The organism is Streptomyces caatingaensis, assembly GCF_001187435.1.
In the GTDB taxonomy this organism is placed as follows: domain Bacteria; phylum Actinomycetota; class Actinomycetes; order Streptomycetales; family Streptomycetaceae; genus Streptomyces; species Streptomyces caatingaensis.
The window spans coordinates 240206-266953 of sequence record NZ_LFXA01000017.1 but is presented as its reverse complement, the minus strand read 5'-3'; the positions used below and the strand labels follow the sequence as shown (position 1 = coordinate 266953).

At 69.1% G+C, this 26748-nt stretch carries 11 protein-coding genes and 1 pseudogene; 9 read left to right on the top strand and 3 right to left on the bottom strand.

What is annotated here, in order from left to right; genetic code table 11:
- Window positions 1–97: 97 nt before the first annotated feature.
- Entirely contained in the window at window positions 98–2683 is a 2586-nt protein-coding gene (locus tag AC230_RS23530) for a M4 family metallopeptidase (RefSeq protein WP_338399827.1), read from the bottom strand.
- A 1008-nt stretch (window positions 2684–3691) separates the two neighbouring features.
- On the opposite strand from AC230_RS23530, the pseudogene AC230_RS23525 reads away from it, so the two are divergent.
- The 4 genes and pseudogenes from AC230_RS23525 to narI all read left to right on the top strand — a co-directional run bounded on the left by AC230_RS23525 (window position 3692) and on the right by narI (window position 10249).
- Window positions 3692–7377, top strand: a pseudogene (locus AC230_RS23525) (nitrate reductase subunit alpha).
- 1 nt (window position 7378) lies between these two features.
- Window positions 7379–8971 carry a nitrate reductase subunit beta gene (gene narH / locus AC230_RS23520; RefSeq protein WP_198535595.1) on the top strand — a complete coding sequence of 531 codons (1593 nt, stop codon included), beginning with the start codon at window positions 7379–7381 and terminating at the stop codon, window positions 8969–8971.
- Window positions 8968–9546 carry a nitrate reductase molybdenum cofactor assembly chaperone gene (narJ, locus tag AC230_RS23515; protein WP_049718333.1) on the top strand — a complete coding sequence of 193 codons (579 nt, stop codon included), beginning with the start codon at window positions 8968–8970 and terminating at the stop codon, window positions 9544–9546. Before narH ends, narJ begins: the two co-directional genes overlap by 4 nt.
- A 16-nt stretch (window positions 9547–9562) precedes the next feature.
- Entirely contained in the window at window positions 9563–10249 is a 687-nt protein-coding gene (gene narI / locus AC230_RS23510; protein WP_049718332.1) for a respiratory nitrate reductase subunit gamma, read from the top strand.
- A gap of 17 nt (window positions 10250–10266) precedes the next feature.
- Here narI and AC230_RS23505 read toward each other — a convergent pair whose 3' ends face one another.
- Window positions 10267–10752, bottom strand: coding sequence for a MarR family winged helix-turn-helix transcriptional regulator (locus AC230_RS23505; protein ID WP_049718331.1), 486 nt, complete (start codon window positions 10750–10752; stop codon window positions 10267–10269).
- Window positions 10753–10980: 228 nt separating this feature from the next.
- On the opposite strand from AC230_RS23505, the gene AC230_RS23500 reads away from it, so the two are divergent.
- The 4 genes from AC230_RS23500 (at window position 10981) to AC230_RS23485 (ending at window position 23343) form a co-directional block, all read left to right on the top strand.
- Window positions 10981–15291 (top strand): LamG-like jellyroll fold domain-containing protein, encoded by a 4311-nt coding sequence (locus tag AC230_RS23500; protein ID WP_198535594.1) that lies wholly within the window; start codon window positions 10981–10983, stop codon window positions 15289–15291.
- Between the two features lie 136 nt (window positions 15292–15427).
- Entirely contained in the window at window positions 15428–22306 is a 6879-nt protein-coding gene (locus AC230_RS23495) for a polymorphic toxin-type HINT domain-containing protein (RefSeq protein WP_479683275.1), read from the top strand.
- A gap of 21 nt (window positions 22307–22327) precedes the next feature.
- On the top strand, window positions 22328–22720 hold the full coding sequence (locus tag AC230_RS23490; protein ID WP_049718329.1) for a hypothetical protein: 393 nt from the start codon (window positions 22328–22330) through the stop codon (window positions 22718–22720).
- A 362-nt stretch (window positions 22721–23082) separates the two neighbouring features.
- Window positions 23083–23343: a GNAT family N-acetyltransferase gene (locus AC230_RS23485; RefSeq protein ID WP_241833353.1), complete on the top strand. Its 261-nt coding sequence runs from the start codon at window positions 23083–23085 to the stop codon at window positions 23341–23343.
- A gap of 6 nt (window positions 23344–23349) precedes the next feature.
- On the opposite strand, the gene AC230_RS23480 is transcribed toward AC230_RS23485, so the two are convergent.
- Window positions 23350–23733 carry a hypothetical protein gene (locus AC230_RS23480; RefSeq protein ID WP_049718328.1) on the bottom strand — a complete coding sequence of 128 codons (384 nt, stop codon included), beginning with the start codon at window positions 23731–23733 and terminating at the stop codon, window positions 23350–23352.
- A 139-nt stretch (window positions 23734–23872) separates the two neighbouring features.
- Between AC230_RS23480 and AC230_RS23475 the strand changes: the two genes are divergently transcribed.
- Complete coding sequence (locus tag AC230_RS23475) at window positions 23873–26734, top strand: polymorphic toxin-type HINT domain-containing protein (protein ID WP_241833352.1); 2862 nt, start codon at window positions 23873–23875, stop codon at window positions 26732–26734.
- Window positions 26735–26748 lie beyond the last annotated feature (14 nt).

Sequence of the window (26748 nt, the reverse complement as noted above, 5' to 3'; positions counted from 1 at the left end):
GTCAGCGACGGTCAGCTGGGTCAACTGGGTCAGGGCCGGTCGGCCCCTGGTCAGCGCGCGCCGGACGGTCGGCCCTTCGGCGCGCGCCGGGGCGTTGTCAGGCGCAGCGGCCCGCCGGGCGGGCGCGGGTGACCAGGTCGGTGGAGCCGGTGGTGGCGTCGAGCCAGACCACCCGGCGGCCGCCCGCCGCCGCGGGGAGGAGCTGCTCGCCGCGGTTGCAGGAGACGCGGTCCCGCCGGCTCCCGTCGGGGGCGAACTGCCAGACCTTGCCCAGGGCTTCGTGTCCGGTCGCGCCCGGCGCCGCCGCCGCGCCGACGGTCACCGCGTCCTCGGACGCGGTCAAGTGACCGGCGGCCAGGGCGTCCTTGCCCGTCGCGGGGCTGATGTCGACGACGCCGGTGCCGTCGAGGTCGGCCCGGCGGACGGCGGCCAGCCCCGAGCCCCAGTCGGGCCGTCCCAGCCAGTAGACGTACCGGGAGGTCAGGGCGGTCCCCGGACTGCCGCCGTCCGTACCGGTCACCGTGGACGTCCGGCCGCTCGCCGGGTCCACCAGCTTCAGGTCGCACCGCCCGCCCGAGCAGTCCACGTAGGCGATCCGGCCGTTGCCCGCGGACGGGCTCTCGGTGGACGCCCACCGGCCCGGCGCGGCCGGCCGGACGACGACCGGGTCCGCCTCCCCCATCCGTACGTACACGACCCGGCCCGGGGTCTTGTAGGCACGCGTCGAGAAGACCACGGTCCTCCCGTCCACGCCGAGGGAGCCGAGAGACCCTTCGGTCCGCGCCCAGGTGTACAGCGTCCGCACCGGACCGCCGGCCAGCGGCCGCGCGAGGACGTCGATGGCGCGCCCCCTGTACGCCTTCCACACCACCGTCTTCCCGTCCGTGACCGGATCGACTTGGTAGCGGCCGTCGTTGGGGCTGACGAGCTTCCGTTCGCCGGTGCCGTCCAGCCGCCCGGCCCACACCGAGTACGGCTCCGAGCCGTTCTCGTCCGACGCGGAGGCGGCCCACCAGCCGCCGCCCGCGCCGGGGGCCGAGCGTCCGTCCGTGGCGACCCTGCCGAGGAGCGGGTCGGAGTCCACGCCGATGGCCGTCTCCCAGCCGGGGACGATGCCGTGGGCGTCGAACGCCCGCTCCACGGCGCGCAGGTGCGCCGGGCCCGCCCCGAGCTCACGCGCGGCGGCCAGCACGGCGTTCCGCCCCTCCGTGAAGCCGTCCAGCGGCGTCAGGTACGCGGTCAGCGCCCGGTACACGATCCGGTCGGCGAGTGCGTGATCCAGGTCCTTCCTCATGTCCCACAGCGCGCCCGAGAAGATCGTCGAGTTGAGGTGGGCGCCGCCGTTGTCCGTCGCGATCGTCACGCCGAGGAACGACTTCGACGTCGTCCGGCCGTCGTCGAGGTCGCGGGCGGCACACGCGCGCGGCGACTCGCCGGGGCACAGCGACGCGCCCATCAGCCCCGAGTCGGGCGCGTCCATGGGCCGGCCGGAGACGTCCGTCTCGACCGCCTTGCCGAAGTAGTCGGCGATCGCGGTCTCCAGCGCCCCCGACTGCCCCACGGGCACCAGTCCGGCGGTGCTCCCGATGACGCCGTACGTCAGCTGCTGGCCGACGACGTCCAGCGCGGCGGCCCCGACGCGGCGGCCGGCACCGCCCTGGTAGATCACCTTGGTGCCGTCCCAGAGGGACTCGGCGTAGGAGTCCCGCCCCAGCCCCACCACGGAGTCGACGTCGCCGCCCCGGCCGTCGACGCCGTTCCGGCCGAGCACGTCACGGTAGTAGTCGACGACCTTGCCCGCGCCCCAGTGCGCGTCCACCGCGCCCGCCTCGGTCGCCGCCGCGCCGAAGGCCGGGGTCGGCGAGCCGAACTCCCGGACGCCCTCGGGCCGTTCCCCGGCCAGCTCCCAGACGTAGCGGCCCTTGGCGTCCCACGTGGTGACCGCGCCGCCGCCGGACAGCCGCGAACGGTCGCGCAGGACGTACGCGTCGCGCGCCTCGTCGCGCTCGACGCCGAGCTCGACGGTCCTCCCGTCCAGCCGCACGCCCGACCCCCGCGCGGTGGCCGCCGCGGCGCCGGGGCGCCCTGCCGCCGGCTGCACCGCCGCCCGCTGCCCCGCCGCCCGCTGCCCCGCCGCCCGCTGCCCGCCGAACGTCCGGATTCCGCTGTACCGGAGGACCGGATATCCGGACCGCGCCTCGACGTACACCTCGTACAGCACCGGCGTGCGGGTGCCCCGCACGGTCACGTGCCGCGTCAGCACCCCGGCGCCCCGGGGCAGGACGACAAGTCCCCGGTCGGTGCCGGTGAGTTCCTCGTCGCCCTTCCGGACGGCCTCCACGGCGCGGGCGACGGCGGTCCCGGCGTCGATCTCCGGCTCGGTACCGACGGTCAGCCCCCCGAAGTACCGCCCCGAGGTGCCGGTGACGGTCCGCCCCCGCCCCATCCGCACCACATACTGCCCGCCGAGGACGTCCACCCCCCGGTGCCGCTGCTGCACCCGCACGGTCCCGCCCGCACTGCCCACCACCGTGAAGTCCCGCTCCGGGCGCCCCTTCTCCGCGGCGAGATACCGGACGGCCGCCGTATCCGGCTCCGCGGTATCCGCAGCCGCGGGCACCGCCGAAACGACGAGTGCGGCGGCGCCCAACAGCGCCGCCGCACCGGCCAGTCGTCTCCGCACCCGGGATCTTCTCCTGCCGGACGTATGCATGATCCGCCTCCGTCGCCGTCGCCGTCGTGGGAACGACACATATGCAATCGGCATACCTCACGCCACTTCAAAGGGTCGGACGCGCCCACGGGTCGGGTTTCGGCCCCCTGATCAACTCCGGCGCCGAGACCGGCGGTTGCCTCCCTGCCGGACGCCCCCGGGAATCCCCGAAGCGGCACACCTCGCATCCGGACGCCCTGCCGCACCACCCGGGCAAGCCGGCGCCGGGGCGCAGCCCCCCCCCGATCCGACGGCGGGCTCGACCCCCACAGCCCGCCGCCCAGCAGCCCCGCGCCGAACTCGCCACCCTCGCCCCGCCGCACGAGGCCCCGATGCCGGGGCACAGCCCTCGACCCACCGCACGAGGACCCGACGCCAAGGCGCAGCCCTCAGCCCACCCGCACGAGAACCCGATGCCTGGGGCGCAGCCCCTCACTCGCCGCGCCGAGCGCAGTCGGGGTGCACGCACCAGATCCCCGCCGCTGCGCGAAACCCACCCCGGCCCGACCCGAGGGCACAGCCCCACTCACCGCGCCGAGCACAGTAGTGACACAGCCCCACTCACCCCGCCAAGCACGGTAAGACCCCAGCCCCCCGCTCCCCCAGCGCGGTAAGGCCCCAGCCCCCGCCCCCAGCGCGGTCGCGGGCCTCCGCAGGCATCCCCGCCCAGCCCGCCCGGCGCCTCGCAGGGTGCAGGGGTGCAGGGGGCGGAGCCCCCGCTCAGCGCGCGAAGCGCGGTGCCGGGGCCGAGGGGCGGAGCCCCGGGAGAAACGGTGAAAGGGCGGGGCTGGGGCGCCCCCCCCCGAAGCCGCAACGGCACGGCATATGCCCAACGCAATCATTGCAAACTGCAAGAAAAAATCTCTATAGGCATTCCCAACTCTCCCAAACCACCCCCGCCCCCCCGCCCCCGAAGCGAGATCGTGGAGGCGCAACCAAGCGGAAGACAGCGCACCACGACGCGGAAGGTGAAGCGCGATGGCACGTCGTCAGGCCCGCAGGAGGGCCGAGCAGGCGGCCGCCGCCGCGACGGAGCGGCTGCTGCGGGCGGGGAGCACCCTGCGCCCGGCGGGCGCGAGGGCGGCGACGACACCCGACCGGCGAGCCGTCTTCCGGCCGGACCAGCGCGTCAACGACACCCCTTACCGCGAACGCTGGGCACACGACAGGACCGTCCGCTCCACGCACGGCGTCAACTGCACCGGATCCTGCTCGTGGAAGGTCTACGTCAAGGACGGCCTGATCACCTGGGAGACCCAGCAGACGGACTACCCGACCGTCGGCCCGGACCGCCCGGAGTACGAGCCGCGCGGCTGCCCCCGGGGCGCGTCGTTCTCCTGGTACACCTACTCGCCGACCCGGGTGCGCCACCCGCACGCCCGCGGCGTCCTGCTGGAGATGTACCGCGAGGCGCGGGAACGGCTCGGCGACCCGGTGGCGGCCTGGGCGGAGATCACCTCCGACCCGGAGCGCCGCCGCCGTTACCAGGCCGCCCGCGGCAAGGGCGGGCTCGTGCGCGTGGGCTGGGACGAGGCCCTGGAGATCGCCGCGGCGGCGCACGTCCACACGATCGCGGCCCACGGCCCCGACCGCCTGGCCGGCTTCTCCCCGATCCCGGCGATGTCGATGGCCTCGCACGCCGTCGGCGCCCGCTTCATGGCGCTGATCGGCGCGCCGATGCTGTCGTTCTACGACTGGTACGCGGACCTGCCCATCGCCTCGCCGCAGGTCTTCGGCGACCAGACCGACGTCCCCGAGTCGGGCGACTGGTGGGACGCGGCGTACCTGATGCTGTGGGGCTCCAACGTGCCGGTCACCCGCACCCCGGACGCGCACTGGATGGCGGAGGCCCGCTACCGCGGCCAGAAGGTGATCGTGGTCTCGCCGGACTACGCGGACGCGACGAAGTTCGCCGACGAGTGGCTGCACCCGCACCCCGGGACGGACGGCGCTCTGGCGATGGCGATGGGGCACGTCGTCCTCAGGGAGTTCTTCGTCGACGGGCACGTCCCGTACTTCACGGACTATGTGAGGCGCTTCACGGACCTGCCCTTCCTCGTCTCGCTCGACGCGCGACCCGACGGCACCCGCGTCCCGGGGAAGTTCCTCACGGCGAGGGACCTCGGGGACGAGGACGAGGCCGCCGCCTGGAAGCCCGTCCTCCTCGACGCCGTCACCGACCGCCCCACGGCCCCCGCCGGCACCCTCGGCGACCGCTGGACGGCGGACGGCGAGGGCCGCTGGCACCTCGAACTGGGCGCCGTCAAGCCCGCGTTGACCCTGCTCGCCCCGGGGGCGCGGACGGCCGAGGTCCTGCTCCCCCGCTTCGACGAGGGCGGGGACGGCCCCGCGACCGTCCGCCGCGGCGTCCCCGTCCGCCACGTCGCCGGCCGCCCCGTCACGACCGTCTTCGACCTGCTCCTCGCCGCCTACGGCGTGCGCCGCGACGGCCTCCCCGGCAGTTGGCCCACCGGCTACGAGGACGCGTCCTCGCCCTGCACGCCCGCCTGGCAGGAGGCGATCACCTCCGTCCCGGCGGGGCAAGCCACCCGTATCGCCCGCGAGTTCGCCCGTACCGCCGCCGCGACCCGCGGCCGCGCGATGATCGTGATGGGCGCGGGCACCAACCACTGGTTCCACTCCGACACCATCTACCGCGCCTTCCTCTCCCTCCTGCTCCTCACCGGCTGCCAGGGCGTCAACGGCGGCGGCTGGGCCCACTACGTGGGCCAGGAGAAGGTCCGCCCGTACACGGGCTGGCAGCAGCTGTCCACCGCCGCGGACTGGGTGCGGCCGTCCCGCCAGATGGCCGGCACCCCGTACTGGTACCTGCACACCGGCCAGTGGCGCTACGACCGGCAGGGCGCGGACGCGCTCTCCTCCCCCACCGGCAAAGGGCTGTTCGCCGGACGGCACACCGCCGACCTGGTGGCCCAGTCGGCGCGCCTGGGCTGGATGCCGTCCTGCCCGGCCTTCGACGCCAACCCCCTCGACGTGGGGCGGCGGCCCGCGCCTCCGGGAGGCCGCCCGCCGAGTGGGCCGCCGACGAGATCGCGGCCGGACGCCTCCGCTTCGCCGCCGAGGACCCGGACGCGCCCGCCAACTGGCCGCGTGTGCTGACCGTCTGGCGCGCCAACCTGATCGGCTCGTCCGCCAAGGGCAACGAGTTCTTCCTGCGGCACCTGCTCGGTGCCGGCGACAACGCCACCGCCGAGGAGGCCCCGCCCGCCGCCCGCCCCCGTGACGTGCGCTGGCGCCCCGAGGCCCCGCGCGGCAAGCTCGACCTGCTGCTGGCCCTCGACTTCCGGATGACCTCCACCACGCTCTTCGCGGACCTCGTCCTGCCCGCCGCCACCTGGTACGAGAAGCACGACCTCTCCAGCACGGACATGCACCCCTACGTGCACGCCTTCTCCCCCGCGATCGACCCGCCCTGGCAGGCGCGCACCGACTTCGAGACCTTCCACGCCCTGGCGGAGAAGTTCTCCGAACTGGCGAAGGGCCGGCTGGACACGGCGTACGACCTGGTGGCCACGGCCCTCCAGCACGACACCCCGGGCGAGACGGCCCAGCCCGGCGGGCGCGTCCCCGACTGCCGCGCGCCGGACACCCCGGCGCGGCCGGGCCGCAACCTGCCCGTCCTCACGCTCGTCGAGCGCGACTACACCGCCGTCGCCGACCGGCTGGCCGCCCTCGGCCCGCTGTGCGAGGAGGCGGGCATGACCGTCAAGGGCGTCACGGTGCGCCCGGGGCCCGAGGTCCGCTGGCTGGCCGAGCGCTGCGGGACGGACGCCGCCGGCCGGCCGCGGCTCGACACCGACGTCAAGCTGTGCGAGGCGATCCTCGCCCTCTCCGGCACCACCAACGGCCGCCTCGCGGCGGAGGGTTTCGACGCGCTGGCCCGCCGCTGCGGGCCCGCCACCGGCCTGAGGGAGCTGGGCACGGAGGTCGCCGGGCGGCGCGTCGTCTTCTCCGACACCCAGGAACGGCCCGTCCAGGTCGGCTCCAGCTTCGAGTGGTCCGGCAAGGAGGCCCACGACCGCCGCTACGCCCCGTTCACGGTCAACACCGAGCACCGCAAGCCCTGGCACACCCTCACCGGCCGCCAGCACTTCTACCTCGACCACGACTGGATGGCGGAGCTCGGCGAACAACTCCCCGTCTACCGGCCGCCCTTGTCGTCACCGGGCGGGGACGCCGACGGCCGGTCCGTCACCGTCCGCTACCTCACCCCGCACTCGAAGTGGTCCATCCACTCCGAGTACCAGGAGAACCTGCTGATGCAGACCCTCGCCCGCGGCGGGCCCGTCATCTGGATGAGCGTCGAGGACGCCGCCGCCATCGGGGCCGCGGACAACGACTGGATCGAGGCCGTCAACCCCAACGGCGTCGTCGTCGCCCGGGCCGTGGTCTCCCACCGCATGCCGCCCGGCACGGTGTTCATGTACCACGTGCAGGAGCGCCTGGTGAACGTCCCCAAGTCGCACGCCACCGGGCGCCGCGGCGGCGTCCACAACGCGCTCACCCGGCTGCTGGTCAAGCCCACCCACCTCATCGGCGGCTACGGCCAGCTGTCCTTCGCCCCCAACTACTACGGTCCCACCGGCAACCAGCGCGACGCCGTCACCACCATCCGGCGGCGCCCGCAGAACGTGGAGTACTGACGTGCGCGTGATGGCACAGGTCGCCATGGTGATGAACCTGGACAAGTGCATCGGCTGTCACACCTGTTCGGTCACCTGCAAGCAGACCTGGACCAACCGGTCCGGCACCGAATACGTGTGGTTCAACAACGTCGAGACCCGCCCCGGCCGGGGCTACCCGCGCGGTTACGAGGACCAGGAGAAGTGGCGCGGCGGCTGGGAGCTCCGGCACGGCCGGCTCGTCCCGCGCACCGGCGGCCGCGCCCGCCGCCTCGCCCGCCTCTTCGCCAACCCCGAACTGCCCGCCCTGGACGACTACTACCAGCCCTGGACCTACGACTACGACGAGCTGCTGTCCGCCCCGCTCGGCGACGACGTCCCCACCGCCCGCCCCCGCTCCCTCACCGACGGCCGCCCCACCGCCGTCACCTGGGGCCCCAACTGGGACGACGACCTCGGCGGCGGACCGGAACACCTCGCCGGCGACCCGGTGCTGCGCGCCATGAACGACACGGTCCGCCTGGAGTACGAGCGGGCGTTCATGTTCCACCTGCCGCGCATCTGCGAGCACTGCCTCAACCCGTCCTGCGTCGCCGTCTGCCCCTCCGGCGCCCTCTACAAGCGGATCGAGGACGGCATCGTCCTCGTCGACCAGGACCGCTGCCGCGGCTGGCGCATGTGCGTCTCCGGCTGCCCGTACAAGAAGGTGTACTTCAACCACCGCACCGGCAAGGCCGAGAAGTGCACCTTCTGCTACCCGCGCGTCGAGGCCGGCGAACCCACCGTCTGCTCCGAGACGTGCGTCGGCCGGCTGCGCTACCTCGGCGTCATGCTCTACGACGCCGACCGCGTCGGCGAGGCCGCCGCCGTCCCCGGCGAGAAGGACCTCTACCCCGCCCAGCTCGGCTGCTTCCTCGACCCGGACGACCCCGAAATCGCCCGCGCCGCCGAGGAGTCCGGCATCCCGCACGACTGGATCACCGCCGCGCGCCGCTCCCCGGTCCGCGCCCTGATCTCCACCTACCGGCTCGCGCTCCCCCTCCACCCCGAGTACCGCACCCTGCCCATGGTCTGGTACGTCCCGCCGCTCTCCCCCGTCGTCGACGCGCTCAGCGGCAGCGGGCACGACGGCGAGGACCCCGCGAACCTCTTCGCCGCCATCGACGCGCTCCGCATCCCCGTCGAGTACCTCGCCGGCCTCTTCACCGCCGGCGACCCGGCCCCCGTCGAGGCCGCCCTCTGCCGGCTCGCCGCCATGCGCTCCCACATGCGCCGCGTCAACCTCGGCGAGCCGCAGGACCCGCGCATCGCGGCGAGCGTCGGCCTGGACGAGCGGAGCATGCACGCCATGTACCGCCTGCTCGCCCTCGCCAAGTACGAGGAGCGCTACGTCGTCCCGACGACGTACGCGGCCGGCTCCCCGGAGCCGCAACCGGTGTCCGGTTGCAGCCTGGACGCCGAGGGCGGCCCCGGCATGCTCCCGGACGAGGAGGCCTTCCACGCCCCGCCGTCCGCCCTCCGCGAGCCCGCCGCCGGCCGCGCCAACCTCCTCACCTGGAACGGCCGCGACACGGCCGGACTCTTCCCGCCCCGCCGCCGGGGGACGAGCCGGTGACCGCCGCGTCCACCGTCCGCCAGGCGGCCTCCCTGCTCCTGTCCTACCCGGAGCGGGACTGGCCGGCCCGCTGCGCCCTGGTCGAGGACGCCCTCCACCCCGCCGTCCCCGGCGAACCGGCGCGCCTCCTCGCGGACTTCTGCCGCGCCACGGCCGCCGTCCCCGTCCTCGACCTGGCCGCCCGCTACGTCACGACGTTCGACCGCAGCCGCCGCCGCACCCTCCACCTCACGTACTACACCGACGGCGACACGCGCCGCCGCGGCGCCTCCCTCGTCCGCCTCAAGTCCCTCTACCGCGCCCACGGCTGGGAGCCGGCCGGCGGCGAACTCCCCGACTTCCTCCCGGCCGTCCTGGAGTTCGCCGCCCGCTGCCCCGAGCCGGGCCGGGCCCTGCTCGTCGAGCACCGCCCGGCGCTGGAACTGCTGCACGCGGCCCTGACGAAGCACACCAGCCCCTACGCGGACGTGGTCCGCGCCGTGCTCCTCACGCTCCCCGACCCCACCTCCGGCGACCTCTCCCGCGTCCGGCACCTGGCCCAGGCCGGCCCCCCGTCGGAGTCCGTCGGCCTCTAGAAAGACCGCCACCGCCATGAACCACCCCCTGGACACCGCCCTCTGGGGCGTCCTCCCCTACCTCGTCCTCACCCTCTTCCTCGCCGGCTCCGCCTGGCGCTACCGCTACGACCGCTTCGGCTTCACCACCCGTTCCTCCCAACTCCACGAGTCCCGGCTCCTGTCGGTCGGCGGCCCCCTCTTCCACTACGGCCTGCTCTTCGTCATCGCGGGCCACCTCACGGGCCTCCTGATCCCCGAGTCCTGGACGGAGGCGCTGAGGGTCTCCGAGCACACCTACCACCTCACCTCCCTCCTGGTGGGCGGCGCCGCCGGCCTGGCCACCGCCGCGGGCCTCGCCCTCCTCCTCCACCGCCGCCTGTCCACCCCCTCCGTCCGCCGCGCCACGCTCCGCACGGACCTGCTCCTCCACCCCCTGCTCTCGGCCGTGCTCCTCGCCGGCCTGACAGCCACCGCGACCGGCGCCGCGGCCCACCCCTACGACTACCGCCGGGGCGTCTCGGTCTGGTTCCGCAGCCTCTTCGCCCTCGACCCGGACGTCCCGGCGATGACCCACGCCCCGTTCGTCTACCGCCTGCACGCCCTGCTGGCGATGGCCCTCTTCACCCTCTGGCCGTTCAGCCGCCTCGTCCACGCCTTCGCGGCCCCCCTGGGCTACGCCGTCCGCCCGTACATCATCTACCGCTCCCGCGCCCGCACATGACGGCCACTCGCCCGTCCTCACCCGAAGGGCAACCGATCCCCCGCGTCCCCCGTAACAGGCCGCCCCACCAGCCCCATCTCCTCCGCCGCCCCGGCCAGCGCCCGCAGCCCCGGCACGAGTCCGGCCCGCTCCTCGTCCGTCAACCGCGCGACCAGCGCCTCCACTTCGGCCCTCCGCCGCCCCATGACCTCCCGCACGAGCGCCTCCCCGTCCTCCCTGAGCCGCACGGTGACCTCCCGCCGGTTCTCCGGATTCACCCTCCGCTCCACCAGCCCGGCCCCCTCCAGCCGGTCCACCATCCGCATCGCCGTCGACGGATTCACCCCCAACACCCGCGCCAGCCCCACCAACTTCAACGGCCCGCAGTCCTCCAGCACCACCAACGTCCGCAACTGCGTCAACGTCAAACTCTCATCCGCCCCCGCCAGCGCCCGCGCCGACATCCCCACCAGCACGCGCGAGATCGCCATGATGACGAGCGTGATCTCCTCGGCCTCCTCCATGGGGATCTCTTATACCCGTCGCGCGGGCGGTTGGCGCGGCCACGGGGCTTTCCGGAATGGACTGATCCACGTCAATTCCTGTGAGACTTGACACATTGGAGATTGTCGCGAACAGCCCGCATCAGCCGTAAATACGGAGTCATCTCAGGTGTGGACCAAACGCGCCATGTACCTCTACCGTCACTTGCCGTTGCTTGACGTGTACAAGCTTTGGGGAGGGATGGGGGGATGTTTCGTCGTGCACAGACGCGTGCCTCCGGCGCGGCGGTCGCCTGCGGGCTCGGTCTGGCGCTGATCACCGGCACGCTATCGGGCGCCACACCTGCGACTGCGGCCGTAGCGACGCCATCGGGGCACACCGCTGCGATGCCCGGAGAGCCGGGCGACATCGGGACCGCGAACTCGGAAGCCGAGGCGCTCGCGCAGGCGAAGCGATCGGGCAAGGACATCGAGGTGGCCTCCCAGCGCGGGGAGAGCTGGGACGTGGTCGCCAAGCCCGACGGCACGCTGGAGACGCGGGAGTATCTGCGCCCGGTGCGTGCCCACGTCGATGGTGAATGGCGGCCCGTCGACGTCGCGTTGGAAAGAACGGCCGAGGGTTCGGTCTCGCCACATTTCGCCACCGTCGGAGTCTCGTTCTCCGGAGGTGGCGACACTTCTTTGGTCAAGCTCGACAAGGCCGGCCGCAAGCTGGCTCTCGAATGGCCCTCCAAGCTTCCGGCTCCACGGCTCGAGGGAGACACGGCCACCTACCCCGACGTCCTGCCGGACGTCGATCTCCGGCTCACCGCCCAGGTGGACGGCTTCACCCAGCTGCTGGTGGTGAAGTCGGCGAAGGCCGCCGCGAATCCGGAACTCTCGCAGCTCCGCCTGAAGATGGCGGGTGAGGGCGTGGCAGTCCAGGAGACCCCGCAAGGTGGCCTCACGGCAGTCGACCAGGGAGCAGGAGGAACAGTCTTCGAGGCGCCGACCCCGATGATGTGGGACTCCAGTCCCGGTGCCGTCTCCTCGAACCAGCCAGGAACAGCACTGCGCAAGCCGTCCCTCCGGAAGGCTGTACCCGCCGGCGGGAACGGTCGGCAGGACCCGGGCCCCGGCGAGTCCGGCCAACTGGCCCGCGTGGGCGTGGATGTACCCGACGGCGGTCGGGAATTGGTACTGACCCCGGACAAGAAAGTGCTGACCGGGCCCGACACCGTCTACCCGGTGTTCATCGATCCCCAGTGGTACTCACCTCGCTCGGCCGCGTGGACCATGGCCTCCAAGTACTGGGCGAACGCACCGCAGTGGAAGTTCAACGGCAACAAGGACGCCGGCATGGGCTACTGCGACTGGTACCACTGCAACCCGGGGGACACCAAGCGCCTCTTCTACGAGATCCCGACGTCCAGGTTCGCGGGCAAGACGATCCTCTCGGCGGAGTTCGTCGTACCCGAGACTTGGGCCGCCTCATGTACCAAGAAGGGCGTACAACTCTGGCGGACCAAGGGCATCGACTCCTCGACCACCTGGAACTCCCAGGACTCGTCCGACTTCTGGATCAAAAAGCTGGCGGAGTACGACTTCGCCTATGGCTTCGAGGGCTGCGCCGCCGGAGACGCGGAGTTCAAGGTTCTCGACACGGTCAAGGAGGCCGCTGCCAAGTCCTGGTCCTCGGTGACCTTCGGTCTGCGTGCGTCGGACGAGAGCGACACGTACGCCTGGAAGCGCTTCGCCGACCGGGCCTATCTGCGCGTTCAGTACAACCAGACGCCGCCGCAGATCGCCATGTCGCAGCTGTCGATGGAGTACGGCGGCAAGTGCAGGGTCCCGGAGAAGGCGGTCCACGTCCGGAGCCTGGGCAAGATCTACGCCAACCACGTGACCGACCCGGACGGTGACGACGTCGCGGTCGAGTTCCAGGCCGAGTGGGACGCGGGTGACGGCAAGGGAACGATCGCGCGCTGGAAGCCGGGACTGACTTCGTTCAAGAAGTCCGGTTCCGACTTCGCGGTCTCGCTCCCGTCCAACATCACCGTCAACACCCCGGTGAACTGGTACGTGCGCTCCTACGACCGGCGCGGATACTCCCCCTGGTCGTACGCCGGCTCACCGAGCGGCTGTTACTTCGTCCGCGACCCCAAGGTTCTGCCCGCGCCGAAGATGGCGTCCGCCGACTATCCCGAGTCGAAGCCGGGGTCGTCCGGTGACGACGACGATCCCTGGTACGACGGGGTGGGCCGGTACGGCTCCTTCACGGTCGGTCCGGCCGGCAAGGAGATCACCAAGTACATCTACGGCATCAACGGGGACGCGACTCCGAAGAACACGCTCGGCACCACGGAAGGAGCCGCGCGCACGATCAAGGCACTTCCCGGTGACTCCGGCCTGAACTTCATCACCGTCCAAGCCCTCGACGCCGTGGGCAATATGAGCGAGCCCTACACCTACCGCTACAAGGTGCGCGCCGGCCAGCCGGAACGGGCTACGTGGGCGATGGACGACGGCCCGGACGCGAAGCAGGCCGAGGGCAGCGCCCCGGCGCGGGCCGCGGAGTTGCACGGCGGCGCCGTCACGGGAGCCGACGGTGTCATGGGCAAGTCCCTGTCGCTGAACGGCACGGACGCGTTCGCCGAGACCGACGTTCCCATCGTGGACACGTCCGGTGGCTTCACGGTCTCCGCCTGGGCGAAGCTGTCGAAGATGCCGTCGGAGCCGGCGGCCATCGCCACCCAGCCGGGCAATCACTCCCCCGGATTCTCGTTGTACTACTCCAAGGACTACGACCGGTGGGCCTTCAGCCAGTTCGCGTCGGACACCGACGGCGCGCTGCCCGTCAGGGTCATGCAGAAGAAGCCCGGCGGAGTGAAGCCCGGGGAGTGGACGCACCTGGTCGGTGTCTACGACAGCGGTGACGACGAGCTACGGCTCTTCGTCAACGGCCAGCAGGAGGCCGCGGTTTCCTACAAGACGCCCTGGGACGCGCGCCGCGGTCTGCTGATCGGCGCATCGTCGTCCAACGGCAAGCCGAACGCCTTCTTCCCCGGGCAGATCGACGAGCTGGAGATCTTCAACAAGCCGGCTTCGGCGAACGAGGTGTCCCGGCTCTACGCCAAGGAGCACATCCGCGGTCCGGGACGCCCGGCGCGCGCAATGTTCCCCTTGGACGAGGCCGCCGGTGCCAAGGAGGTGACCGGCCGCGCGGACGTCATGCCGGCGGTCTTCCACGGCAGCCCGCAGCCGGGGGCCGACGGCGTCGACGGCAAGGCGCTCTCCCTGGACGGAGCGCACGACTACGCCACCGTGGACGCACCCCACTTCAACACCATGGGTGCGTTCGCAGTCTCCGCCTGGGTGCGGCTGCCGAAGGACAAGCCGACGCATACGGCGGTGGTCGTCACCCAGGCCGGAACCCATGCGAGCGGTGTCGAGCTCTACTACTCGCCCTCCTACGACCGGTGGGTGCTGAACCAGCATACGCAGGACACTCCCGATGCCGCGTCGAACAAGGTGGTTCAGAACGCGGGGGCGGCACCGCAGGGCGGTGAGTGGACGCATCTCGCCGGTGTCCGCGACATCGTCGCGGGGACTCTGACCCTTTACGTCAACGGAGTTGAAGCCGGGTCGGAGCCGCTGGCCGCCTCCTGGTACGCCGACAGGCAACTGCAGATCGGCGCCGGTGCGTACTCGGGGAAGCAGGACAACTTCTTCCCCGGTGAGATCGACGAACTCCGCGTCTATGACCGCCCGGTGTCGCTGCACGAGGTTCGGCAGCTCGTCAAACAGCGTCCCCTCGTCAAGGGCCGCTGGAAGTTCGAGGCGGCATCGGGAAGCCCGGTGGTCTCGCCGGATGCCCTTCCGGACAAGCGTGCGTCGCGGCACGACATGACGCTCACCGGGGATGCCGCCATCGGCGCGGGGCGTGTCGACAAGGGAAGCCTCAAGCTCAACGGCACGAACTCCACAGCCTTCACCAATGGCGTCCCTGTCGACACCAGCGGCAGCTTCACGATGACCGCGTGGGCGCAGCGCGTGGCGGACAAGCCCGGTCGTGCCATGACCGTGATGAGTGCGGAAGGCAAGTCGCAGAACGCTTTCGCGGTCCGTTACCTCCCGGGCGATAAGGGCACCGGTGATGGTCACGGGCGGTGGCAGGTGACGCTCCCCGGGAAGGACGCGGAGAAGGACGTCATGATCACGACGGTGGACCACAGGGCGTATCAGGATGCGGGGGATTGGAATCACCTGGCCCTGGTGTACGACGGCTTCTCGGACGAACTCCGGCTGTATGTGAACGGAGTGCTGGAGGAGTTCTCGTGCCCTGCGGACGCCGACAGTGCGAAGTGCGCCGACCGGTCCTCCCGGTCGGGCAATGCCACATCCTTCGGCGCGACCAAGGCCCTGCACGTGGGGCGGGCGATGATGAAGGGATCCGCCACGGAGTTCTGGTCGGGCCAGGTCGACGATGTCTGGGCCTTCCAGGGAGCGCTGAGCGACGCCCAGGTCAAGAAGCTCGCTGCCAGTAAGCACGATGTTCCCACTCAGGTTCCCAACGACTGACACGCCATGGGTGGGGAGTCCGCGACGGCCGGGCTCCTCACCCCTTTGTTCATTGCAATGCCGTCCGCAGATCAATTCCGCAGCACTCGCAGCGCGAACGGTGTGTTCGCGCTGCCTCAGCGAGGGATGACGAGAGATGAAAGGCAAGGCCGGAATACGTATTACCCCATGGCACAGACGCGTGGCACTGGGTGTGTCCACCGTCTTGGTGGGGTCTCTGCTGCAAGGTGTGGCCGCTTCGGCGGCGGTCGCGGGCAGCAGTCTTCCCGGAGCACCATCGCCGGGAACGCCCGTAGCGGGCAAGGAAGTCGGCAGCAAGCCGCGCAAGGTCGATCCAGCTCCCACGACACCTCGGCAGGCTCCCAGGGCCACCTGGAGCGGGAGCGGGAAAGCCGTGGCCGAACTGACAGCCGTGGCCGGTCGGCAGGCGGTCAAGCAGAGCGCCTCTCCCGCCAAGGCCGGGGTCCGGGTCCTGGAGCCGGAAGCGAGCCGCAGGGCCAAAATCGACGGACCCCTGTTCGTCATCACTGCGGAATCCGGGAAGAGCAGCGCCAGGACCGCAGCGCCCACGACCACGGGCGTGCGTGTCGACTACTCCAGTTACGCACAGGCTTATGGCGGCGGATACGCGTCGCGTTTGCGGCTCGTGGAGCTTCCATCCTGCGCGATCACCTCCCCGGACAAGGCCGCGTGCAGGACCACCAAGCCTCTCGCCACGAAGAACGACACCGAAAAGCAGATACTGACCGCCGATCGGATCGGTCTCCGAGCCGGGAGCGCCACCGTTTTGGCCGCGGCCCCGGCGGCCTCGGGCGAGAAGGGTGACTACAAGGCCACCCCCCTGTCCGCCTCGGCGACCTGGAAAACCGACCTGAGCAGCGGTGCCTTCAGCTGGTCCTACAACATTCCGGTGCCGGACGTGCCCGGCAGCCTGAAGCCCAACATCGGGCTCACCTACTCCTCGTCCGCCATCGACGGACGTACCGGAAACACCAACAACCAGTCGTCCTGGGTGGGCGACGGCTTCGACATGTGGCCCGGGTTCATCGAGCGCCGCTACAAGCCCTGTTACGACGACGGGGAGAAGCACGACGACGGCAATAAGCCCGGCGATCTCTGCTGGGCCTACGACAACGCCTTCATCTCCTTCAACGGCAAGGCCGGCGAGCTCGTCCCGGCCGGCGGCAACGAATACAGGCTACGGAACGACGACGGCACCAGAATCGCCAGGCTCTCCGGCAGCGAGCACGACAACGGTGACAACGACAACGAGTACTGGCGGCTGACCACTCCGGGCGGCACCCGCTACTACTTCGGCTACCACAAACTCAACGGCTGGGCGAAGGGCAAGGACACCACCGACTCCACCTGGACCGTACCCGTCTACGGGAACAACTCGGGCGAGCCCTGCCACAAGAGCGGTTTCAAGGATTCGTGGTGCCAGCAGGCATGGCGCTGGAACCTCGACTACGCCGTCGACCGGCACGGCAACGCGGTCGGCTACTACTACGGCAAGGAGACCAACTCCTACGGCCGGGACCTGGAGAAGAAGGCCGACACCCCGTATGTGCGCGGGGGTTACCTCAAGCGCATCGAGTACGGGCTGAAGTCCGCCGACCTGTACGCCAAGCCGCTAGCGAAGGTCGATTTCTCCAACGCCGAGCGGTGTCTCCCGCAAGACAAGGACAAGGTGACCTGCGCGGAGAACACGATCGACGACAAGAAGGCGTACTGGTACGACACTCCGTGGGACCTGAACTGCAAGGCGGGCACCGAGTGCGACAAGGGCCGCTTCTCGCCCTCGTTCTGGACGCGGAAGCGGCTGACCGACGTCTCCACCAGTGTCCTGAAGAGTGACGGCAAGTACGCGCCCGTCGACTCCTGGAAGCTGAGCCACCGTTGGGGCACGGCGGACATCGACTACCAGCTCCTGCTGGACTCCATCCAGCACACCGGCCAGTCCGCCAGCCCCGCCATCACTCTGCCGAAGACGACCTTCGCCTACACCCAGCGGCCCAACCGCCTGGACAAGACCGGGGACGGGAAGGCACCGTTCATCAAGGAGCGCCTCTCCACGATCTCGGATGAGACGGGCGGGCAGACGGACGTCGTCTACTCCCAGCCGGTGTGCGACTGGGCGAAGCTCCCCACTCCCGAGTCCAACACCACGCGCTGCTTCCCCCAGTTCATCGGCGGCAGCAGTAGTGACGACCCCACCAAGCAGTGGTTCAACAAGTACGTGGTCGAGGCCGTCGCGGCGACCGACCGCACGGGTGGAGCCCCTGACCAGGTCACACGCTACGACTATCTCGACGATGCCGCCTGGCACTTCGACGATGACGACGGGTTGACGAAGGAGAAGTTCAAGACCTGGTCCCAGTGGCGCGGGTACGGACACGTACGCGTCCAGAAGGGCGGCCAGGGCGCAGGCGCGATGAAGTCCCAGGAGGACACCTACTTCCTGCGCGGCATGGACGGAGACAGGAAGGACTCCGACGGCGGGAAGAAGTCCGTCAGCGTCCTCCAGAGCCAGGAGGAGGGCGGGCCGATCACCGACCACGAGTCGGCGGCCGGCTTCACGTACCGCACCGAGACGTACTCGGGCCCGGGCGGGAAGATCCTGTCGAAGTCCCTCAGCCGACCCTGGCACCACGAAACCGCCAAGCGCGACCGGTCCTGGGGCACGATCACGGCGAACTTCTCCGGCTCCGATGCGTCACGCACCTACACGTCGCTCGACAACGGGGCGGGTGAGAAGTGGCGGCAGACCCGTACGGCAACGGAGTACGACGACAAGACGGGCCGGGCCAAGCAGACCGACGACTTCGGCGACACGGAGACGGATTCCGACGACCGATGCACCCAGACCACGTACGCGGACAACCCCGACGCGAACATCTTCAGCCTGCCGTCGCGAGTGGTGACCGTCGCCGCCTCCTGCGACAAGGCATCGTCAGTGGACCGGACCAAGGCAGTCATCTCTGACGTGCGCACAGCGTACGACGGCGGGACCTACGGAGCGGCTCCCTCCAAGGGTGACGCGACCAGCGTGGCCACGCTGAAGAAGGACGACGGAAAGCAGGCGCTCTACCTGGAGTCCGGGAAGACCTTCGACGGCTACGGCCGGGAGCTGACGGCGACCGACCTCACGGCCGACGTCGTCTTCGACAGCTCGTCCGGCGAGCGCCGCTCCGTCACCAAACGGACGGACGGCCGCACCACCACGACCGCGTACTCCCCCGGCACAGGCTTCCCCGACACCGTCACCACGACCGCGCCTCCGGCCAAGGCCGGGGACCCGTCGACCGCCTGGTCCAGCACTGCCACGCTCGATCCGTTGCGCGGTCAGCCGCTGAGCAAGACGGATGCCAACGACCGGCGAACCGACTTCGACTACGACGCGCTCGGCCGGAGCACCAAGGTCTGGCTCCCGAACAAGCCGAAGGCAGCGGGCGGCGCGCCCAGCCTGGAGTTCGCCTACTTCATCACCGAGGGCAAGCCGACGGCGGTCGCCACCCGCACGCTCAACGACAACTACGGCCAGCTGACGTCGTACACCCTTTACGACGGCCTCCTGCGCCCCCGCCAGACCCAGGCACCCGGCCCCGACGGCGGCCGGCTGCTGACCGACACGTTCTACGACGAACGCGGCCTGACCACCAAGGCGTTCGCCACGTACTACGCCCTGGGTGCCCCTGCCACGAGTCTCTTCGCCCCGGACGACGCCCTGAAGGTGGAGTCCCAGACCTGGACCGCTTACGACGGTCTCGGCCGGGCGACCGAGACAAAGCAGATCGCCGGAAACAGCGACGCAGGCACCGTACTGTCCACGACACGCACCATCTACGGCGGTGACCGCACCACGGTGATTCCGCCCGTCGGTTCCACGGCCACGACCACCGTCATCGACGCCCGCGGTCAGACGACGGAACTCCGCCAGCTCCACGAGCGCAGTGCCGACGCGGACGCGGACATCACGCGCTACACGTACGGCCCCACGGGCAAGCTGACCAAGTTCACCGACCCGGCGGGCAATTCCTGGTCGTACTCCTACGACCAGCTCGGTCGCCAGATCTCCTCGGACGATCCGGACAAGGGCGCCAGCACGAGCGCATACGACGACCGGGGCCAGCTGATCAGCGTCACCAACTCCCGCAAGAGCAAGAACACGCTCTACTACGGCTACGACAATCTGGGCCGCAAGACCGAACTCCACGAGGGGTCGGCGAACGGCACCAAGCTGGCCGAGTGGAGGTACGACACGGTCAATCGAGGCAAGGGCCAACTCGCCTCCGCGACCCGCTTCGAGAACGGCAACGCCTACACCAACCTCGTCGACGAGTACGACTCCCTTTACCGCGTGACGCGGTCCAGATTCGAGATCCCCTCCAGCGAGGGTGCCTTGGCCGGCGAGTACTACTTCGACACGACCTACAACCCCTCCGGCAGTATTCAAAGCATGGGGCTGCCGAAGGCGGGCTCCCTGTCGGGCGACAGCGTCGTCTACACCTACGACAAGCTGCTCCGCCCCACGGAGGTCATCGGCTCCGGCGGGCTCAAGGCGAGCGTCACCAGCTACAGCCTCACGGGCAAGCCGCTCCAGGCGAAGCTGACCGGGGGCGGCAAGTTCACCCAGATCACCAATGGTTACGAGTGGGGCACGCAGCGCCTGGCCAACACGCGCGTCGACCGCGAGAACGCGCCGACAGTGGACAAGGCCGCGACGTATACGTACGACGAAACCGGCAACGTCCGCGCCGTCTCCGACGCCGCGTCGGGTGGCATGGACACCCAGTGCTTCACCTACGACTACCTGAGTCGTGTCACGGACGAATGGACCCAGTCCACACCCTCCTGCTCCAGTGCTCCTGACGGCAAGCTGATAGGCGGCCCGGCCCCGTACTGGAACTCGTACACCTACGACAAGACGGGCAACCGTCTCACCGAAACCCGCCACGACGTCGGCGGCGACAGCGCCAAGGACACCAAGCGCACCTACTCCTACCCGCCGGCCGGCGGCCCGCAGCCGCACACGCTGACGGCGGTCAACACCACCGCCCCGACGGGAACCGCCAAGGACTCCTATACCTACGACCCGACCGGCAATACGGCCACGCGCACGATCGGCGGTGACAAGCAGTCCCTGGACTGGGACGCCGAGGGCCACTTGGCCAAGGCCGTTCAGTTCAAGGATGACAAGGCCGCCAACAGCGCCTCCTATCTCTACGACGCCAACGGCCAACGGCTGATCGGCCGTACGGATACGGAGACCACGCTCTACCTGGGCTCCACCGAGATCACTCTCGCCAAGGGCTCCAAGACCCCGAAGGCCACTCGCTACCTGGATCTGGGCAACGGCGTCCAGGCCGTCCAGAGCGACGACAGCAGCGGCTCGTTCGTCGTCGCCGACCATGTGGGCACGGGTCAGCTCGCCATCGACGGGAAGGCCGCGTCGGCAACTCACCGACGCACCACGCCCTTCGGCACTCCTCGCGGCGAGCAGCCGAAGAACTGGCCGGGCACCAAGGGCTTCGTCGGCGGCACGAACGACACAGCGACGGGGCTGACGCACCTGGGGGCCCGCGAATACGACCCGGGCATTGGCCGGTTCATCAGTGTGGACCCGCTCATGGCCCTGGGCGACCCCCAGCAGAACCAGGGTTATACCTATGCCCACAACAACCCGGCCACGCTGTCCGACCCCTCGGGCCTCGCGCCGGCGGACTGCTGGCTCATCCCTGGGATGCAGTGCACGCGGCGCTCGGACGGTGGTTACGACCAACGAATGCCGGGTGAGTCCTCGTCCTCGGACGATGACGACAGCGGCGGCTACGACAGTGGCGCCAGTGAATCGTCCGGGGAGGAATCACCTGCCAGCCGCGGCATGGAGGTCATCTACGCGGACGTCGAAGTCCCCGTCAAGTGGAAGAACAAGCAGAAGTTCCAGGAGTCGTTCTACCAAGAGATCGCCAACTTCTGCGGCGCCGAATCGATCAACTGCCTGAGCGACGCCATATACCGCGGTGGTGCGATGGCGGATTCGGCCCTCAACCGGGTCCAATACGCGAAGTACATCGCCTGCATGACTACCGAGGGCTGTCCTTCAAGCGTGTCTTCGTGGAAGGACGGCCTGGCAGCCGGAGCGATGATCGAGCTCGAACATGGGATGGGCGGCATGCGCGGCCGCCTCAGGGGCGAGGGAAAGGGAGCAGGAGGAAGTCCCTGCCTGCACAGCTTCACGCCCGGCACTGAAGTCCTGCTCGAGGATGGCGACACCAAGCCCATCGAGAATGTGAAGACGGGCGACAAGGTCCTGGCAACGGACCCTGAGACAGGGAAACTGACGCCGCGCGAGGTCGTTGCCACGTTCGATACCCAGCACGACAAGAACTTCACCGACCTGACAGTCGAAACAGAACGGGGTGCGGCAAGCATTATCGCCACGGACACGCACCCGTTCTGGGAATCGACCGAAAAGAAGTGGGTCAACGCGGGTGACCTCCACTCAGGATCTCATCTGCGCACCGACAAGGGCGAAGTTCTCAGGGTCAAATCGACGCGGCACATCGTCAAGCAACAACGCACTCATGACCTTACGGTCAGCGGAGTCCACACATACTATGTGCTGGCTGGGACGACCCCGGTACTGGCCCATAATTGCCCGGATTTCAACTCGGACCTGTCTGCGGCAGCCCACTACGCGAAGCACGTCAAGGGGGTGGACATACGCCTCAAGAAGGGAAAACAACGCGAACCACGTGCCGTAGAAGCCGACATGCCGGAGTTCGATCGCCCAGGCGGCAGGAAGGCATACAGGCAAGCCGCTCGCGACTTCATGAGCGGCGACGGGCCAGACTCGGCAATCAGCGTAAATACTGCAAGCGGCGGTATGCATCGCTTCGATCCAAACACAGGGTACTACGGGTACATGAACAGCAGTGGCAGTATCTCGACATTCTTCCGGCCGACGGAGGGTCTCGCCTATTTTCGTCGAGCCACGATGAGATATCGATGATGTTCACGAAAGAGGTGCGCAATGTTGTTCCTTGACAGATTCAGGGAACTGGCCGGAGATCTCGGAAGATCTCCAAGGCTGACGCCACATCGTGCCATCGAAGAGTGGTCAGAGTTTGTCGACGACTGCACGGAAGGCTACGAAGGCACTCTCTTCGAGTACTGGGACGACGTGTCGATCCGCAGCTTCCTTCAGCGTGTAATTGACGACTCCGTAGTCAGAGAGACCCCCGAGCTGGAATGGTTCAAATCGGAGATCCATCGAGCGGATGAAAAGTTCGCCAATCTATTGGATCAAGGGTTCGAGATGAAGGGGGGTCGCGGTTGGTGGGAGCGGAAGATCCCTCGTATCGCCGGCCGCGAAATGGCGGAGAACGTAAAAGAGCAGTACGGCTATGAAGTCGACGTAATCTGATCAGCGCTTCAGCTCGGTAGTCAGCTGCTCGCTACCGAGCCCAAGTCGACTGCGTGCGAGGAGCCCTGCCGAAGCGCGATGCGGTGGGGCTCCTGCATTGCTTCACGGCAACAGTCACGGCAACGCCAGTGGATGACGACTGCTGCGAATAGAGCCCCGCTGATCTCGGATCAGCCGGGCTCTCCTCTTTGCCGCGACATCGAGGCTTTACTGTTACACGGAACCTTCGCCCCGCTCACGCCGCGAAGGATGTCGAGGACTGCACGTCACCGCTCCACCAGTCCGGCCGACGCAGTCGCGTCATGTCCCGCGTCGGAAACCGATGGTGCGCCGCGGCTCTGGTGCGGTTCGCCGAGTAGGGCTTGGCTCCTGGCCAGGTAAATGTCGCCTACGGCCTCTACCCGTCCTGGAGGGGGCGCGGCCTGGCCACGCGCGCGGTCCTCCTGGCGTCCCCATACGCGGCCGGTGAGGGCGGGGAGGAGGCGGTGATCCAGGTGGAGCCGGCGAACCCCGCATCCGCCGCAGTCGCGCGGCGGGCGGGATTCACCTTCAGCAAGCAGACCTACGGCGGAGACGGCGCACGGCTCGACTGGTACGTCCGGGACCTATGCGCCGCCAAGTGACGGCAGTCAGCCGAAGATGAGTTGCACGTTCTTGTCCAGGCAGAGCCTCATGACGACGATCAACTGGCGGGCCTCGTCAAAGCGCCGGCCGAGGGCCGGATCTCTGTCGCCCTGTTGCTCCTGGCCGACGATCGCTTCCAGGCAAGGCAGCATTGCCGCGCATTGAGCCGGTGTGAGGTTGGGTCCGCCGTCGTCCCGGTGATCGAGGAACGGTTGAAGCGTGGTGGAGACGCTGTTCCATGGGCGCTCCCCGCCGAAGCCGTACATCTCGGCGAGGTTGACCCCCTCGGCCTGCGCCAACCATCTCCTGAACGCACCGAAGTCGCTGTAGGACCAGGAGACATCCGGGCTGTTCATGTCGCCATCTCCTGGGAACAGCACGAGCCCCATCCTGTCCTCCTCGCTCGGCAGGGCCCAGGATCGGCCGCGAGGTGATTGTTCGGCAACCGCATTGATCGCTGAGCCTGGAGCCCTCAGCGATCCGATGCTCGATGCGAGTGCGAGCGCCCCAGACACCTCCCAGCTGCCCATGGACGTCAGGTGTGCTCGTGACGCAAACGCGCGCAAGAGCAAGAACACGCTCTACTACGCGTACGACAACCTCGGCCGCAAGACCGAGCTCCACGAGGGCTCGGCCAACGGCACGAAACTCGCCGAGTGGACGTACGACTCGGTCAGCCGGGGCAAGGGCAAGCCCGCCTCCTCGACCCGCTTCGAGAACGGCAACGCCTACACCAACCGCGTCACCGAATACGACTCCCTGTACCGCATCACGCGATCGATCGTGGAGATCCCCTCCAACGAAGGCCCGCTGGCCGGGGAGTACCTCTTCGGCACCACGTACAACCCCTCCGGCAGCGTTCAGGGCATGATGCTCCCCAAGGCGGGGGCTCTGTCCGGTGACGGCGTCGTCTACACCTACGACAAGCTGCTCCGCCCCACCGAGGTCATCGGCTCCGGCGGACTCAAGGCGAGCGTCACCAGCTACAGCTTCACGGGCAAGCCGCTCCAGGCGAAGCTCACCGGCGGCGGCAACTTCACCCAGCTCACCAACGGTTACGAGTGGGGCACCCAACGCCTGTCCACCACGCGCGTCGACCGCGAGAACGCTCCGACGGTGGACAAGGCCGCGACGTACACATACGACGAGACCGGCAACGTCCGCGCCGTCTCCGACGCCGCGTCCGGTGGCATGGACACCCAGTGCTTCACCTATGACTACCTGCGCCGCGTCACGGACGAATGGACCCAGTCCACGCCTTCGTGCACAGGTGCTCCGGACGGCAAACTGATCGGCGGCCCGGCCCCGTACTGGAACTCGTACACCTACGACAGGACGGGCAACCGTCTCACGGAGACCCGTCACGATGTCGGAGGCGACAGCGCCAAGGACATCAAGCGCACCTACTCCTACCCGCCGGCCGGCGGCCCGCAGCCGCACACGCTGACGGCGGTGAACACGACCTCCCCGACAGGAACGGCCAAGGACTCGTACGCCTATGACCCCATCGGCAATACGACGGCCCGAACCATCGGCGGCGACAAGCAGACCCTGGACTGGGACGCCGAGGGGCACCTGGCCAAGGCCGTCCAGTTCAAGGACGACAAGCCGGCCAACAACGCCTCCTATCTCTACGACACTGAAGGCCAACGCCTGATCGGCCGTACGGATTCGGAGACTACGCTCTACCTCGGCCTCACCGAGATCACCCTCGCCAAGGGCTCCAAGACGCCCAAGGCGACCCGCTACCTCGACCTGGGCAACGGCGTCCAGGCCGTCCAGAACGACGACGGCAGCGGCTCATTCGTCGTCGGCGACCACCTCGGCACGGGCCAACTCGCCATCGATGGAAAGGGCAAGTCGGCAACCCACCGCCGCACCACGCCCTTTGGCACGCCGCGCGGAGAACAGCCGAAGAACTGGCCCGGCACCAAGGGCTTCGTCGGCGGAACGAATGACACGGCAACGGGCCTGACGCATCTGGGGGCCCGCGAATACGACCCGAGCATCGGCCGGTTCATCAGCGTCGATCCCCTCATGGACCTGGGCGACCCCCAGCAGAACCAGGGCTACGCGTACGCCCACAACAACCCTGCGACACTGTCCGACCCTTCGGGCCTCGCGCCGGCGGACTGCTGGCTCATCCCGGGGATGCAGTGCACGCGGCGCTCGGACGGTGGATATGACCAACGGATGCCGGGTGAGTCCTCATCCTCCGATGATGGCGGCGGTGACGACGGCGACAGCGGTGGCAGCGAGTCAGGAGTATGGGAGCCAGCCCCGGCCTCGCGAGGCATGGAAGTCGTCTACGCGGGCGTTGAAGTCCCCGTCAAATGGAAAGAAAAGAAAAAGTTCCAAGAGGTCCTCTACCAGGAGATCGCCCGATCCTGCATGGGCGAGTCGATCAACTGCTGGAGCGACGCAATCTACAGCGGTGGACCACAGGCGGATACGGCGCTGAGCCGGGTTCGGTACCTCACCTACCTCGCCTGCGGTTACGTCAGCTGCCCCAAGAGCGTTTCTTCGTGGAAGGAAGGTTTCCTCGCCGGAGTCGCGCTTTGGGGAACCCCCGGAGTGGAAGGCGGCACCGCCCGCGGCCAGGGGGGCGGCTCTCGGGCCGGTGGGCGAGGTGGGCGAGGTAGCCCATGCCTCCACAGCTTCACATCCGGCACCGAAGTCCTGCTTGAGGACGGCAGAAGCAAACCCATCGAGGAGGTGAAGACCGGCGACAAGGTCCTGGCAGCAGACCCGGAAACGGGCAAACTGACGGCACGCGAAGTCGTCGCTACGTTCGACACGGCGCACGACAAGGACTTCACCGACCTGACAGTCGAAACGGATCGGGGCGAGGCGAGCATCATCGCCACGGACAACCACCCGTTCTGGGAAGCGACCGAAAAGAAGTGGGTCGACGCCGGGAGTCTCCGCCCGGGTTCCCACCTGCGCACCGACAAGGGCGAGACCCTTCGGGTCAAAGCCACCCGACGCTTCATCAAGCAGCAGCACACCCTCGACCTCACGGTCAGCGGCGTCCACACGTACCATGTGCTGGCCGGCGAAGCTCCTGTCCTGGTTCATAACTGCACTGTTGCGCCGGGCATGCATCATTTACCCACAGCGGCAGAGGCTCAGGAGATTATTCAAAGCGCGCCTCGCGCAAGCTCCGCAGCAAAAAAGTCGGACCCATACCATCGGGCTCCGATATACATGCAGGATCAGATCGCCGAGCATGGAACCGTCTGGCGCCAAGCACAGAGAGATCCGATGAACCCAGACACAATGCCCCATGTATCTGTGCCTGGCGAGGTCAATGGCAATAGTGGAAAATTTCACTGGATCGTAGATCCGCGAGGCGTTCTCGTACACGAGGCATTCGAACCTCGCCGATGATCGGAGGAGACAAC